Origin of the sequence: Cryobacterium gelidum (assembly GCF_004403985.1) — a bacterium.
GTDB classification, from domain to species: domain Bacteria; phylum Actinomycetota; class Actinomycetes; order Actinomycetales; family Microbacteriaceae; genus Cryobacterium; species Cryobacterium gelidum.
In genome coordinates this window covers 130,059-144,567 of sequence record NZ_SOHL01000027.1, presented here as the reverse complement: position 1 = coordinate 144,567, position 14,509 = coordinate 130,059, and the positions used below count along the sequence as shown (strand labels likewise).

At 61.7% G+C, this 14,509-nt stretch carries 14 protein-coding genes and 1 tRNA gene; 13 read left to right on the top strand and 2 right to left on the bottom strand.

The window, feature by feature from the left end; translation table 11 throughout:
* Nucleotides 1-11: 11 nt before the first annotated feature.
* The 8 genes from E3T50_RS13775 to E3T50_RS13740 all read left to right on the top strand — a co-directional run bounded on the left by E3T50_RS13775 (nucleotide 12) and on the right by E3T50_RS13740 (nucleotide 8,028).
* The gene (locus tag E3T50_RS13775) at nucleotides 12-926 is read left to right on the top strand and encodes a DMT family transporter (protein WP_134552664.1); all 915 of its coding nucleotides are present in this window, start codon (nucleotides 12-14) and stop codon (nucleotides 924-926) included.
* Nucleotides 927-1,078: 152 nt separating this feature from the next.
* A complete protein-coding gene (locus tag E3T50_RS13770) occupies nucleotides 1,079-2,359 on the top strand; it encodes a glycosyltransferase (protein ID WP_134552662.1) in 1,281 nt (426 codons plus the stop codon).
* A 39-nt stretch (nucleotides 2,360-2,398) separates the two neighbouring features.
* Nucleotides 2,399-2,472, top strand: a tRNA-Ile gene (locus E3T50_RS13765).
* A 54-nt stretch (nucleotides 2,473-2,526) separates the two neighbouring features.
* Complete coding sequence (locus tag E3T50_RS13760; protein ID WP_338145369.1) at nucleotides 2,527-2,880, top strand: helix-turn-helix domain-containing protein; 354 nt, start codon at nucleotides 2,527-2,529, stop codon at nucleotides 2,878-2,880.
* Complete coding sequence (locus E3T50_RS13755) at nucleotides 2,880-4,067, top strand: tyrosine-type recombinase/integrase (RefSeq protein WP_134552661.1); 1,188 nt, start codon at nucleotides 2,880-2,882, stop codon at nucleotides 4,065-4,067. Before E3T50_RS13760 ends, E3T50_RS13755 begins: the two co-directional genes overlap by 1 nt.
* A gap of 168 nt (nucleotides 4,068-4,235) precedes the next feature.
* Nucleotides 4,236-6,377 (top strand): GmrSD restriction endonuclease domain-containing protein, encoded by a 2,142-nt coding sequence (locus tag E3T50_RS13750; protein ID WP_134552659.1) that lies wholly within the window; start codon nucleotides 4,236-4,238, stop codon nucleotides 6,375-6,377.
* Nucleotides 6,378-6,409: 32 nt separating this feature from the next.
* Complete coding sequence (locus tag E3T50_RS13745) at nucleotides 6,410-7,072, top strand: hypothetical protein (protein WP_134552657.1); 663 nt, start codon at nucleotides 6,410-6,412, stop codon at nucleotides 7,070-7,072.
* Nucleotides 7,073-7,317: 245 nt separating this feature from the next.
* Nucleotides 7,318-8,028, top strand: coding sequence for a DUF6994 family protein (locus E3T50_RS13740; RefSeq protein WP_134462850.1), 711 nt, complete (start codon nucleotides 7,318-7,320; stop codon nucleotides 8,026-8,028).
* A gap of 54 nt (nucleotides 8,029-8,082) precedes the next feature.
* Here the strand turns inward: E3T50_RS13740 and E3T50_RS13735 are convergent, their stop codons facing one another.
* On the bottom strand, nucleotides 8,083-8,649 hold the full coding sequence (locus E3T50_RS13735; protein ID WP_241990928.1) for a DUF4913 domain-containing protein: 567 nt from the start codon (nucleotides 8,647-8,649) through the stop codon (nucleotides 8,083-8,085).
* A gap of 7 nt (nucleotides 8,650-8,656) precedes the next feature.
* Nucleotides 8,657-9,079: a single-stranded DNA-binding protein gene (locus E3T50_RS13730; RefSeq protein ID WP_134462848.1), complete on the bottom strand. Its 423-nt coding sequence runs from the start codon at nucleotides 9,077-9,079 to the stop codon at nucleotides 8,657-8,659.
* Nucleotides 9,080-9,265: 186 nt separating this feature from the next.
* On the opposite strand from E3T50_RS13730, the gene E3T50_RS13725 reads away from it, so the two are divergent.
* From E3T50_RS13725 to kce, 5 genes are all read left to right on the top strand, one after another.
* On the top strand, nucleotides 9,266-10,000 hold the full coding sequence (locus E3T50_RS13725; protein ID WP_134553040.1) for a VOC family protein: 735 nt from the start codon (nucleotides 9,266-9,268) through the stop codon (nucleotides 9,998-10,000).
* A 185-nt stretch (nucleotides 10,001-10,185) separates the two neighbouring features.
* Nucleotides 10,186-11,265, top strand: a complete 1,080-nt coding sequence (locus E3T50_RS13720) for a LacI family DNA-binding transcriptional regulator (protein WP_241990927.1) — start codon at nucleotides 10,186-10,188, stop codon at nucleotides 11,263-11,265.
* 87 nt (nucleotides 11,266-11,352) lie between these two features.
* Nucleotides 11,353-12,702 (top strand): MFS transporter, encoded by a 1,350-nt coding sequence (locus tag E3T50_RS13715; protein ID WP_241978422.1) that lies wholly within the window; start codon nucleotides 11,353-11,355, stop codon nucleotides 12,700-12,702.
* A 42-nt stretch (nucleotides 12,703-12,744) separates the two neighbouring features.
* Entirely contained in the window at nucleotides 12,745-13,509 is a 765-nt protein-coding gene (locus E3T50_RS13710) for an SDR family oxidoreductase (protein WP_134462846.1), read from the top strand.
* Nucleotides 13,510-13,528: 19 nt separating this feature from the next.
* Entirely contained in the window at nucleotides 13,529-14,461 is a 933-nt protein-coding gene (kce, locus tag E3T50_RS13705) for a 3,5-dioxohexanoate:acetyl-CoA acetone transferase (RefSeq protein ID WP_134462844.1), read from the top strand.
* The last annotated feature ends 48 nt before the right edge of the window (nucleotides 14,462-14,509 follow it).

Sequence of the window (14,509 nt, the reverse complement as noted above, 5' to 3'; positions counted from 1 at the left end):
AGGGTCATCAAGTGATCACTGACCTAACCGATCTGGCGACAGAAATCGCCATTGATCCGCGGCAGGCCATCGGAATTCCGCTGGCCCTGGTTGGTGCCGTCTTCCTGTCCCTCGGCGCTCAATTTCAGCATCGCGGCGTGAACAAGGTCGAGTCGTTCACTGGCGAGGTCACCGGCGGGCTCAACGTGCGCCAGCTCACCCTGCTGCTGGCCCGGCCGTCCTGGGTGTTCGGTTCCCTCATGCTCGGGCTCGCAATCGTGTTTCAACTCACGAGTCTCGCGTTCGCCCCTATCATCGTTGTGCAGCCGCTCGGGGCGGTTGCCCTCGTCATCACCGCCGTTCTGAACGCCCGCGTCAGCAAGGTCAAGCTCAATCGTGCGAGCATCATCGCCATCTCCATGTGCGTGGGTGGGGTTGGCCTGTTCGTCACCGTGGCGGCGTTCACCGCCGTCGACAGGCCGGTCACCGACCAAAACCTGGTGACCATCCTCATCGTTCTCGCGGCCGTTCTGCTGGCATTTGCACTTGCTTTCGGGTTTCTGCGCCGCCGGTCGCAGGCGATTTTCTACATTCTCGGTGCCGGTGTGCTTTACGGTTTCGTGGCGACACTGGCCAAGGTCGTCATCAATCGCACCCAGCACGGAAACTTCGAGTGGCTCACCCTGACCTGTGTGCTCGGTCTATTGCTTGCAGCCGTATTAGGGGCGTATTTTGTGCAGAATGCCTACGCATCGGGCCCACCGGATCTCGTGATTGCGGGGCTCACCGTTGTCGACCCGCTCGTCGCTGTCGGTATCGGAATCGTCGTGCTCGGCGAGGCTAGTCAGGCACCCCCTGCAGCTGCGGTCGCCTTCGTCCTTGCCGGTGCTGTCGCAATTTGGGGTGTGTTCCTATTGGCGCGGTACCACCCTCAATTCGATCGCTGACCCGCGAAATTTTTGGGCCACCACGGTGCGGGCCCCCGCGCGGTGGGCACGGTTTAGAATAGGGTTCGAGTGCGCCGCGTCATTTTGACGAGCGCACCCGAGATCTCCTGCCGGATGATGACCCCGGCCCAACAACGTAGGGACCACTCCACTTGTCAGATTCGACCGACTTGCTGAGCAGCCCAACCCTGGGCAATGCGCCCGAGCGCGCCGCGCGTGCGCCGTCCGATAAGCCTCGGATTCGTGTCCTCATCGCCGCCGACACCTTTGCACCCGATGTGAACGGTGCTGCCCGCTTTGCCGAGCGCCTGGCCGCCGGGCTGGTAGCCCGCGGCCACGAGGTTCAGATCATGGCCCCGGCCCCGTCGCGGAAGCACGGCAGCTGGACCGAAATGCACGAGGGTCAGCCCATGGTGGTGCACCGCCTGCATAGCTGGCGCTGGTACCCGCACGACTGGTTGCGCTTCGCCCTGCCGTGGCTGATTCGCGGTGAAAGCCGGCGCATTCTCGATTCATTCCACCCCGACGTCGTGCACTTTCAATCCCACATCAATGTGGGGCGCGGCGTGTCCATCGAAGCGGCCAAGCGCAACATTCGCTTAGTCGGCACGAACCACTTCATGCCCGAGAACATGGTGAAGTTTTCCCTCGTGCCAGTCGGCTTGCAAGATCGGGTGATCAAGGCGGCCTGGCGCGCTGCGCGGCGCACATTTGGGCGCGCTGCAGCCGTGACCACCCCAACCCGGCGGGCCGCTCAGTTTTTGGAGAAGTACACCGGTCTCACCGGTGTGCGTGCCATCTCCTGCGGAATCAACGCTGACAACTACGCACCCAACTTCGAGCCTCGCACGGAAAACCGCATCCTCTTCGTCGGTCGCGTCACCGGCGAAAAGCAGATCGACGTGCTGCTGCAGGCGGCGGCGCTACTGTCGCCCGAGCTCGACGCCCAGATCGAGATCGTCGGTGGGGGCGATCAGAAACGCAACCTGGAGCACCTGGCCGACACGCTCGGCATCCGCTCACGCGTCACGTTCACCGGTTACGTGACGGATGACGAGCTGCGCGGGGCCTACTCACGGGCTACCGTGTTTGCCATGCCGTCCATTGCCGAGCTACAGAGCATCGCCACGATGGAGGCCATGGCCTCCGGACTGCCGATCGTCGCTGCCGATGCCATGGCGCTACCCCACCTCGTGCACGACGAGAACAACGGCTACCTGTTCAAGCCGGGCGACGCGCAGGATCTGGCGGACAAACTGACCGTGGTACTCACCGCCTCCCCGGAACGTTTGACGGCACTCAAGCGGGAGTCGCTCAAACTCATCGCCGCACACGACATCAAGCGCACTCTGAACACATTCGAATGCCTGTATCGTGGGGAGCCGGTGAGCGATCTGGTCACCAACGGGGCTTCGTCACAGTCGCCCGAGTAGTCACACATCTGTGGGTGCGACCGTGCGGTCGTGCCTCTTGGGGCGGTAGCTCAGCTGGTTAGAGCAGCGGACTCATAATCCGTCGGTCCCGGGTTCAAGTCCCGGCCGCCCTACTCGAAACATCGCTTGATCAGGTTTTCTTGTTCTCACCATAGGAGCAAGACTTGATGAAGTATCCGTTTATTATCCGTTTATTCAAAAATTCTGACCCCTCACAGCCACCTCTGATGGAGGTGCACGCCCGAGTTCGAGTGCTCTGGATCGGCCTCGCCCACCTGTGGGTTATGGACACTCAAACCCTCTCTAGGCTCGGTCTTGAGCCTGTACTCACGACGAGCGAGCTCGCCGAGTATCTCGGTGTGCACGTGCAAGCAATCTACGATCTCCGTAACGATGGCCGCGGACCGACGGGCTTTCGCGTCGGACGGGAGATTCGATACCACGTATCTGATGTTCTCAGCTGGCTCGAGAGTCTTCGTGAGCCGGATCGGTCTCGCCGCGCTGTCGGATCCGATCTCTGATGGCGGGGCGTCCCCGCACACCCATCAGCACCGGTGGCACGATCAGAACGCGCAAGGTCAAGTCGGGAATGTTTCGAGCCGTAACCGTCTTTCGTGATTGGGATGGCCAGACCCGCAAGGTCACCGCGACCAGCTCGAGTCGAAACGCTGCGGAAGCCGCGCTCAAGGTCGACCTGGCCGCACGAATGCGTGCCGGTGGACTCGACGACGCTCTGAACGCAGGGTCGCCGTTCCCGTTGCTCGCCGCCGCCTGGCTCGACGACGTCGAGCACGACGTTGACCGTTCTCAAGGCACCAAAGAGACGTATCAGCGTCAACTGGGAACACTGGTGCTGCCCTTTTTCGAGCACTTCACCATTCGAGAGGTGAGTGTCGGCCGGGTTGAGCGCTATCTCAAGCAGCAGCGCGAGAAGTCGTACACCCAGGCGAAGCACTCACGCACGATCCTGGGCATGATCATGGCCTTCGCCGTTCGACGAGAGATCATTGCGCGCAATCCCGTCACAGAGGCTTCGCGCATGAAGAAGCCTCCGCATACCCCGAAGGCGCTGACGACAGAGCAGATCGCCGCTATCCGACTCGCGGCGCGCGAGTGGCGTTCGCAAGAGGGCAGGATGGGACCGCGGTCCGACGGCCAGGTGCGCGACATTATCGAGGTGATGCTCGGCACGGCGACGCGCATCGGAGAGGCGCTCGCGCTTCGTCAGTGTGACGTCGACCTGGATGCTGATCCGCCCCAGGTGAGCGTGAGCGGAACGATCGTCGTGCACAAAGGGGCCGCCGTGCACCGCCAGGAGCACCCCAAGACGCACGAGTCGAGCCGAATCATCCCCGTGCCGGAGTTCGCGGCCGACGTGATTCGCCAGCGCCTGGCGTTGCTCGATCCGGAGAATGCGGAGCATCTGCTGTTCTACTCCCGAAACAACACCCCGCTCACGCCGTACAACGTGAGGCGCACCTTCCGGGGCATCCTCGAAGCCGCGGGCCTCGCGGGCCTGGCGATCTCGCCACATGCCTTTCGCCGCACGGGAGCGACGCTGCTCGCCCATGAACTTGGCATACAGGCGGCAGCCGACGTTTTAGGGCACACCTCAACCTCGACGACGAAGGCGCACTACGCTGAGCCCGACCGCACCGTTAGGCCGGAGCCTGCGGCGGTTCTGCAGCGGTTGGCTCCGCCGAAATAGCGGTCCGTCACCATCTCCAGTTCACCACTCTGAGTGCTTTCAGTCGGCACCGCACTCCGACAACGATGGAGCCGCATCCGTCGGCATTGATAGCTGGCGCATCTATCGTTGAATATAGCGATGAGTTGCAATAGCTCATTCTCAGGTCGATGCAAGGAATGAAATTCGATGCTCACGCAAGTCACTTCTCCACAGCAAGTCTTCTTCTCGCCGCAGAGGTTGATCGTTCCCCTGTTCCAACGGCCCTACGTCTGGTCACGGGAAGTTCAGTGGGAGCCACTGTGGAATGACGTGACTCGCCTGATCGACGTGATTGCGGAGGGTGATGGGCAGGCGACCCACTTTCTGGGCGCGGTCGTTTTGCAGGCGCAAGCGACAGCCCTGGGTGACCTGCCGCAGTACACCGTCATCGATGGGCAGCAGCGCCTGACGACGCTCCAGATCCTGTTGGATGCCCTACACGCCCAGCTGGAGTCGCGCGGACTGGCTCACCTTGCTGCCCAAGTGCTCACCCTGGTTGAGAACCCCGAGTCATTTCGCCAGCACCCGGACGATCGGTTCAAGGTGTGGCCGACCAACCGCGATCGGCCAGCCTTCTCCGCAGCGATGTCGGCCGAGGCTCCCATCGATCACTCGTCTTTGCCGGCCGGTCGGCTGGTGGACGCGCACCGTTACTTCTTTGAGGCGATCGGCGAATGGTTAGACGCAGAACCGTCCACAGTTGAGCGACGCGCAGGCTTGCTCGTGCCTGCGATTACGACGCGGCTTCAGATCGTGACGATACAACTGCTCTCGCATGAAGATGCCCAGGAAATCTTTGAAACCTTGAACGCTCGTGGTACTCCGTTGACCGCCGCCGATCTGATCAAGAACTACCTCTTCCAGCGTCTGGAAAAGGATGCAGCAGCCACTGAAAGCGCCTACCAAGACTACTGGGCCGATTTTGAAACACCATTTTGGGAAGCCGAGGTCACAACTGGTCGCATCAAGTACGCCCGAAGCTCACTATTCCTGACGCAGTGGCTTACGGCCAAGACCCTAAAGGAAATCCCCGCGCGCGAGGTCTTCATGCAGTTCAAACGGTACGTCGGGGCATCCGGAACGGACATTCTGACTCTTCTCCGCGCCCTGCGGTCAGCCGCCGATCGGTACCGCGCTTTCACAGAGGGTGCCGCTGTCCGTGACGGAGCACTCAGTCGGCTGAACCTATTCGTGTATCGAATGAGTACGCTCGACTCAGAGATCACAAAACCGCTCCTCATTTGGCTGGGCGAGCCGGAGCAGGCAGCGCTTGACGAACTCGAACGTGCGCGCCTGTTGGGCACCCTGGAAAGTTGGTTCGTGCGGCGTGCACTCGTTCGAGCGCAGTCGCAGGGCACCAACCGATTCATGTTGGACCTGCTCACCCAACTGGCTAAGCGCCCTGCGACAACGGCCGTTGATGAGGCCGCGCGCACATACCTCGCGGTCCAAACTTCGAGCTTTGGCTATTGGCCGGATGATGCCGAACTTCGACGTGAGTTGGTGGACTTGCAGGCCTATAGGAAGTTTCGCAAGGGACGACTGCGAATGGTCCTCGAAGCAGTCGAAGACCAGCGTCGAGGCTTTCCCGGTGGGCGCTCCTTCTCCGTGTCGCCGGTATCGCGCGGGGTTTGTACGATCGAGCACATCATGCCCCAAGAATGGCGCTCAAATTGGAACGACCTAACCGACGTTGAAGCCGAGAATCGGAGGGACAGCATTGTGCAGACTCTCGGTAATCTCACTCTGGTGACGCAGAGCCTGAACGCACGGTTGTCGAACGCCGCTTGGATTGCCTCAAACGGTAAACGTGCCGCATTGGTCCGGCATGACACACTCCTCCTCACGCGAGATGTCGTCCACGCTGAATCCTGGTCGGAGGCCGAGATACTTTCGCGCACCGATGATCTCGTTGAGGCCATAAGTGAAATTTGGTCCGTTCCCGCAGGGCACCGGGGGATAAGTGATGAGGCCGTCGGACGTGCCCAATATCGCACGGAAGTGGTCGATCTCGTTCGCGCGGGTCTTTTGAGTCCTGGGTCGATTCTGTACGCCAAGCCAGCAGCTCACCGTGGTGAACTCGCGACTGTAAATGCGGATGGAAGCCTGCTCTTGAATGGAGTGATGTACGCGACCGTCAGTGGGGCGGCACGTCACCTCCAGGGCGGAGGGGCAGTGGCCGGCTGGCAATTCTGGTGTATCGATCCCGGCTTTCAACGAACTATGGCCGATCTGCGAGCGGAACATGCGGGGGGCGTGGATACATCGCAAACCTCCCCGAGGAAGTAACCCGCCCTTGTGGCGTGTGAAGTGGTGATGATGTGAAATTCAATTCAGACGCGGGGGTCGCTTTCGTTGCGGTTCCAGATTCTCCGGACGCTCGGCTGTTTGTGGAGCTTTCGAGCTATGGTGCCGACCTAACTGAAGCTCGCCACGCCTTGGAGCTTGCGCTGGCGGTCGTCGCAGGCGGTCATGATCACGATGGCGGGCCCTATCTCAGCGGCTTCGCGGCCGTCGCGTACTGCCGTACGTATTTCCCATCCAAGGTTCGAAGGCCCCTGACTGATCACATCGTGATACCTGACGATCTCAGCGATGTACATGCGCTGATCGGCGCGTTCAGAAACACGACGCTTGCCCACTCCCAGTCCCAGTTGGCGACGACATTTCCTATAGCGATACTCGACGCGTCATCCCTTCAGCTGAAAGATGTTGTGGCCTTGACAGTGGTGCAGCCGCTTCCCACGCACCACGTGGTGCGGTTTCTTGAACTCGTGGAAATCGTAGACGCCCTTCTTTTCGAAGTTATCGAGCCGGTGCGCCTCCGACTAATGGCCGAGATGCGACGGGCTGATTTGGCCGGAATGATGGCCGGTGGGAAGCGCCCTGAAATCGTGGACGCGACCGATGCGGAATTCAGCGCCAGGAGCAAGCGGAAGCCCTATCCCGCCGAGAATACGATGTACTGGTCGACGACGGAGTGAACGAGGACGTCTGCGCGATCGCCCATGACCGGCCGTCGAACGAGTCGATCAATGGCGCCGTGCGGGTCTCATGGCTGGCAGGTCCGCGCGTCTTGCCGCCTTGGGTCGCTTCCTGTGCGCCCGCTGTCGCACAGGTATTTGCCGCAGACCTCGTGCATTCTTGCTGGCGTGGCTGCCCCTTCACCGGTCGGCCATGGCAGACCGACGTGAGCATGGCCAGAAAAGTGTTGAACTAGAGTTTCATCATGAACCAGCCCTCCCCGATCGACACTGACTTCGACGTGCGATCGGATGCTGGCGGACGTGACCCCGACCAACACAGCCCAACATTGCGGCGCTATCACCAGCTTTTGTGGAGCAAACCGCTGCCGAGCGGCGCGTTGTTTACTTTGGATATGTCCACTGCGGGCTCCTACCTGCACCATAGTTCCGGTGTTGGAGAGTTCTTTCTAGCGAGCGACACGATCATCCACACGTTCGCATCCTGGATGCGCATGGCGGACATTATCGCTCAGGTGGACGAAGAGGACAGGGCGGCATTTCATACCATCGGGCGCACGATCGGTGGCACGATACTCTTCCCGGGCAACCGTGTAGAGGGAAAGCGGACGATCAACGGCGCGCGGGGTATGCATCCCCTGATTCGCGACCGATTTGATTTGACTTTGGAATGTATCCGCCTCCACTACCAAGGCGAGCACAACCCGCTTGATGAAACGCTCTCACGATACGGGGACTTCTTTGGTCTCTTCCGCGATTTTCGAGGATATGCGGAATTCTTCCTGCTTCAAGACCTCGTGCGTCCGGACAACTCTGCCGTCGAATTTTTCACGCCGTTTGACAGCTTCACCACACCGGCTCTCCCAGGGAATCTCAAGGCTTACGAGCAATATCGCTCGAAGAGCATGGCCTTCGTCCGAGCCCGAAACACTCGAATCTCTGAGACACTCCTGTAAAGAGGCCTGCCTGCGGTCTTCTATGCACATGCCCAAGGAAGTTCTCACCGTTCGTCAGGTAGTCCGGGCGCGAGAGTAGAACGAGGTCTCGTCCTCTCGCCGTCTGGCGATATCGTCAACGACGAACTGCACGAAGTCCTCGTCACGATCACCAATGACCACGTCATCGACAGCGTCGGCTGGCGGTTCTCCTGGCCACACCGTCTGACGCGTAGGCCGGTCACGCTGCAGCCGCGTGCCCGAGATCGCGACCCAGTCGCGAAGCCGCTGGCGGGCATCCGCAAAATCTCGATGCCAGCCGAGCGGAGCGGAGCCGTGTTGGTCGGGGTCGTAGGCCCCGAGCCAGTGCAGGTGCAGCGCGGAGAGTTCCCAGACGAGTTCGGGGTGCCGATGCCAGAACGGCGGCACAACGGATGCCGGCAGACCGTACGTGCGACGCAGCCAGTTCACCCAGCGGTTAAGTTCGATCCATTCGGCCTCGGCGTCGTCAGCGCTAAGCAGATTCCAGTTGATCGGATGCGGCGGCTCAGCCATGAGCGGCCCCTCGAGGTCGTCCAGCGAGCCAGCCCCGAAAGCGTCGTCGTGATTACCGGACGCCCACTCGACGAGTGACTCTGTCATCGCCCATTCACCGCCCTGAGCCGGTGTGTGCCGCTTCCACCTCGCGCTCTACCCCAGTGTCCAAACCTGTGCGGTGGGTGCGATCGACGGAATAGTTGGTGCGCGCGAGGTCGTGGCCGATCTTCTTGGCGACGAACTCTTCGCGTTGAATGACTTCACCGTCGCGCTCGACCTGGAAGGTGCGCACATACCCTTCAGCGACAAAGCTGTCGCCCTTGGCGAATCGGGCAATAGCCCGTTCGGCGGTGGCACGGTAGGCGACGAGATCGTGAAAGGTGGGCTCGAGCGCGGTGAAGCTGCCGTTGTACTCCTGACGGAAGTGCGGCTGGCCGACGCGCACGTAGAAACGGGTGTCGCCGTTTTCAGTAACCGTTTGCTGCGGGTCTGAGGCGATGAAGCCGGATAAGGATTGCTGGGTGTGAAGTGCCATGGGACTTTGCCTCCTGTGATTGGGGCAGACCATCGTGGTCCGCGCTCACTAGGAGGTGCACCAGGGGCACCGTCGCGATCGCGCCGGTACTCGGGGGAATCCGGTCGGCGAGGCAGTACTGGCACTGGAAGATTTACGCGGACAGTATCTGGTCGCACGTGTGGCAGGCGAATAGGCTTGGGCGCCATGGCCCTTCGACTGGTTCAGGTGAATTTCAAGGCGCGGAATGATTCGGCACTCGGCCTGTTTTGGGCGGATGCGCTCGGCTGGGGCGTGTCCAGCGAGGGTCCCGGCGTGACCAACGTTGAACCGCCCGGCATGGTCCTGCCGGATCCGGCCGCCGTCTGCGTCGATGTCGTCACCGTTCCTGAGCCCGAGACAGTCCAGTACCGGGCACACCTCGACCTCGCCACTTCGTCTGTGGCTCATCAAACGGAACTGGTCGCGCGATTGAAGGCGCTGGGCGCGACATCCATTGATATTGGGCAGGGCGACGTGCATTGGACGGTTCTGGCCGACCCGGAGGGAAACGTCTTCTGCGTGCTCGAGCCTCGGGCGATCTACGCCGACACGGGGCCGATCGCCGCGGTGGTGGTCAGTTGTACTGATCCACGGGCGATGGCCCGGTTCTGGAACGGGGCGATTGATTGGACCCTGCACGAGGTGGCCGACGATTTCGCGCGGCTGCGGTCGGCCGCGGGGGTGGGTCCGTATCTGGAGTTCGTTCGCGTCCCCGACGTCACGGTGGGGACCCGCGTCCACCTTGACCTGCGTCCGTACCTTCGTGATGATCAGACGGCTGAGGTCGCCCGGTTGCGAACCCTGGGCGCGCTCGATGCTGACAATGGGCAGGGCGATGTGCCGTGGGTAGTGCTCACCGACCCCGAGGGCAATGAGTTCTGCGTGCTGACGCCAGGCTGACGCCAGGCTGACGCCCGTTTGGGACCCATCAATCGTGGAAGCGTCCAGCGGATGGTCGCGGGCCAGTCGGCCGAGCGCGTGACTTTGCGCAACTTCACTTACTGTTGCTTAACGAATTCAATGACTCATAAGGTCAGTAAATCGGAGCCGCTAGAAGTTCCGCCAGTGCCAAAGGGGGCCCGACTGTGACGCATGAACTGCCAGTCCAGCAGCACGTTGTGCCGCGGCCGAGCACCTCGTCAGCGGCGTCGGTCGCCCGCGTGGCTGGTGTTTCTGCCGCCACCGTTTCGTATGTGATGAATGGCAAGGCCGGGGTGTCGACAGAGACACGAGAGCACGTGCTGATGGTGGCGTCCGGGCTCGGCTTTGTTCCTCGGAATCCTGAGAGCATCAAGGACCCGCGGCGTACCAGGGTGATCGGCCTGGTCTTCCCGAACATCATCAATCCGATGTACCCGAGATGGGCCCAGGGAGTAACGACTGCAGCGGCTGCGGCGGGGTACGAAGTCTTTCTCACCAACACTCGTGACGACTCCACCGTTCTGAGCCAGGTGATGACGTCGCTCGCCAGTCGCAACGTGGACGGTGTCATCCTGGCGGCTGCCCTCGAACAGGACGCGACCTCACTGCGCATCCTGCGTGCAGCGAAAATTCCCTTCGTCTACCTCTCCCGGTGCTCGCCGTTCGTGGCGGGGGACTTCGTCGGAATCAATGATCACGCAGCGGGGGAGGAGATCATGGAGCACGTGCTCTCCCACGGTTACACCCAAATCGCCACCGTGATCGGACCCCGCCACTCTACGTCGTCCCTAGCGCGAGAGCGCGGGTTCGTGAGGACCGCGGCCAAGGGAGGCGTCAGCATAACCGGCACGCGCAAGATCAGCACCACGCTCGACAGCCGTGGTGGGCGTCTCGCCGCCGAGGCGCTCCTCACGAGCGACAGCCCGCCCGAGGTGATCGTCTGTGGTAGTGACGAAATCGCGATCGGGGTGTTGGAGTACGCCGCAGACCACGGCATTCAGGTGCCCAAAAAACTCGCGGTGACGGGGTATGACGGGCTTCCACACAGCCTGTCCGGACTCATCAACTTGACCACCATCATTCAACCGCAGCTCGAAATGGCCACCGAGGCGTTCGCGATGCTGCAGAAGCGCATGGCGACTCCCTCGTCGACCTACCAATCGCTGTTGTGTGCGCATCAGTTGCACATAGGCAAAACCTGCGGATGCCCCGTCGCCCCCGGCGACGCGCCGCCACATTCCTGACACTCCCTGATTCGCACGGTCCGGCTTTGCCCGGTCCGGTGATCGTCCATGTCTAATTTTCGTCCGCACGTTCTCGAAGGAGAGATCATGTCCACTCATACCGCCCCGGTGTCGATGCGTTCCCCGAAAGTCATCAGCAGCCTCATTCTGCGCAAGCTGATGCCGCTGCTGATCATCGCCTACATCATGGCCTTCCTTGACCGCACGAACATCGGCATGGCCAAGGAACGACTCGAGATCGACCTCGGCATCTCAGCCACCGCCTACGGCATCGGCGCGGGACTGTTCTTCCTGACCTATGCACTCTCCGAAATCCCGTCCAACCTCATAATGCACAAGGTTGGTGCCCGGTTCTGGATCACCCGCATCATGGTGAGTTGGGGCATCATCTCCGCGTGCATGATGTTTGTGCAGGGGGAGTGGTCCTTCTACGCAATGCGCATGCTGCTCGGTATTGCTGAGGCTGGTCTGTTTCCTGGAATCATGTACTTTCTCACCCAGTGGTTCGTTCGCAAGGATCGCGCCAAAGCGAACGGCATGTTCCTGCTCGGCGTCTCCTTCGCGAGCATTCTCGGAGCACCCCTCGGCGGCCTGCTGCTCACCATGGAGGGCATCGGCGGCCTGCACGGCTGGCAGTGGATGTTCCTCCTTGAAGGTGTTCCCGCAGTTTTCCTCGCCATCATCGTCTGGAGAATGCTGCCCGACCGCCCCACCCAGGCCACCTTCCTCACGCACGCCGAGGCCATGGATCTCGAAGCGCGCGTCGCCGCCGAAGAGATCGCCGGGTCGGCAGCCTCGGGTACCCATCGGCTCACCGGAATCTGGAAAGACCGCCAGATCCTTCTCGTGGTAGGAATCTATCTGTCCCACCAGATTGCCGTCTACGCCCTCTCGTTCTTCCTGCCCTCATTGATCGGCACCTACGGCGTACTCTCCTCAACCGAAATCGGGCTGCTCACCGCCGTGCCCTGGATCTTCGCGGCCCTCGGCGCCTTCCTCATTCCTCGGCACGCCACCACCGGCACCCGAGGCCGCAAGATCATCACGATGGCCATGATCGGTATCTGCGCCGGATTCACCCTCGGTGCCGTATCCGGCCCCATCGTCGGCCTCATCGGCTTTTGCATGGGCGCATTCTGCTTCTTCATCGTGCAGCCCATTCTCTTCACCTTCCCGGCCAGCCGCCTCAGCGGCTCCACACTCGCCGGCGGCATCGCCTTCGTCAACACCATCGGTCTCCTGGGCGGTTTCCTCGGCCCGTACGTCATGGGATACATGGAAGACGCCACCGGCAGCAAGTTCTCCGGCCTCTGGTTCGTCGTCGTTGTATGCGCCATCGGCGCCGTCCTCTCGTTTTTCCTCAAGTACGGCGAAACACAAGCGGATGCCGGCGTCGCGGAGTCGGCATCCGCTCACCAACCCAGCCTCAGAAACTAACCGCACCCTCACGATCTGCAAACCTGCGAACTAGGAGTACTCATGAATTTCACCGGACGACGTGTTCTTGTCACCGCCGGCGCCAACGGCATCGGCCTGGCCATCGCCACCCGGTTCAAGGAATTCGGTGCCCAGGTCTTCGTCACCGACATCGATCCGAAGGCAGTGGCCGCCGCCACGGCGTTGGGCTTCAGCGCGAGCGTGTCGGACGCCTCCCGCGAGACCGACGTGCAGGCGCTCATGCACGACGTTCAGAGCGAGCTCGGAGGCCTCGACATTCTCGTAAACAACGCGGGCATCGCCGGACCCACTGGACCTGTCGAATCGATCGACACCGACGCCTGGATGAAGACGTTTCAGGTGAATATCCACGGACAGTTCCTGTGCGTCAAGCACGCCATCGGGCTGCTACGGCAGGGCACCGATCCGGCTATCGTCAACCTTTCCTCGGCTGCCGGCCGCCTGGGTATGGCCGGGCGCAGCGCCTACTCGGCATCGAAATGGGCCGTGATCGGCTTCACCAAGACCCTCGCGATCGAACTCGGCGCCGAGGGCATCCGCGCCAACGCCATCTGCCCCGGCGCCGTCGACGGGCCGCGCATTCAAGCGGTCATTGCCGCCAAGGCTGAGATGCTCGGCCAGACAGCCGACGAGGTCGAAGCCACCTACAACGACCAGTCATCGCTGGGCCGCATGGTCACCGCTGAAGACGTAGCCAACATGGTCGTCTTCGCTGCGAGTGACATGGCCCGCAACGTGAACGGCCAGGTCCTCGCCGTCGACGGCAACACCGAAAAGCTCTACTGAACCTCGAAAGGCTCCTTCCATGGCTGAAAAGCGCAAGGTCATCATCACCAGTGCCGTCACTGGTGCCATCCACACCCCCTCCATGTCGCCCTATCTTCCGGTGTCGCCGGAAGAGATCGCCGACGCCGCCCTCGGCGCGGCGGAGGCGGGCGCCGCTATCGTGCATATGCACGCCCGCGACCCGAAAGACGGCCGACCGTCGCAGCGGCCGGAGCACTTCGTGCCCATCCTCGACAAACTCAAGGCGAATACCGACGCGGTGATCAACATCACCACGGGCGGCTCGCCCCACATGACCGTGGAGGAGCGGATGCTACCGGCCACCGTCTTCAAGCCGGAGCTGGCCTCGCTCAACATGGGTTCCATGAACTTCGGCCTCTACCCGATGCTCGACCGCTTCACCGAATTCGAGCATGATTGGGAGCGGGAAGGGCTCGAGAAGAGCCGCGACCTCGTGTTCAAGAACACGTTCCAGGACATCGAGGCGATCCTCACCATGGGCAACGCGAACGGAACGCATTTCGAGTTCGAGTGCTATGACATCTCGCACTTGAACAACCTGGCGCACTTCCATTCCCGAGGACTCGCAAAAGGCCCACTGTTCGTGCAGTCGGTGTTCGGTCTGCTCGGCGGCATCGGCGCACATCCTGAAGACCTGATGCACATGCGCCGCACGGCCGACCGTCTGCTCGGAGACGAGTACCAGTGGTCTATTCTCGGCGCCGGCAAGAATCAGATACCGCTCGCCACCATCGGCGCGGCTATGGGCTCGCACGTGCGGGTCGGGCTCGAAGACTCGCTCTGGATCGGCCCCGGCGAGCTCGCGAAGAGCAACGCGGAACAGGTCACCCGCATTCGCACCATCCTTGAGGCACTCAATTTCGACATCGCCACACCCGACGAGGCGCGCGAAATGTTGCAGCTAAAGGGCCGGGAAAATGTGGGCTTCTAGTACCAGATCCATCGATCTGGCGCGGCTGCGGGCGAAGTGTGGGATTGA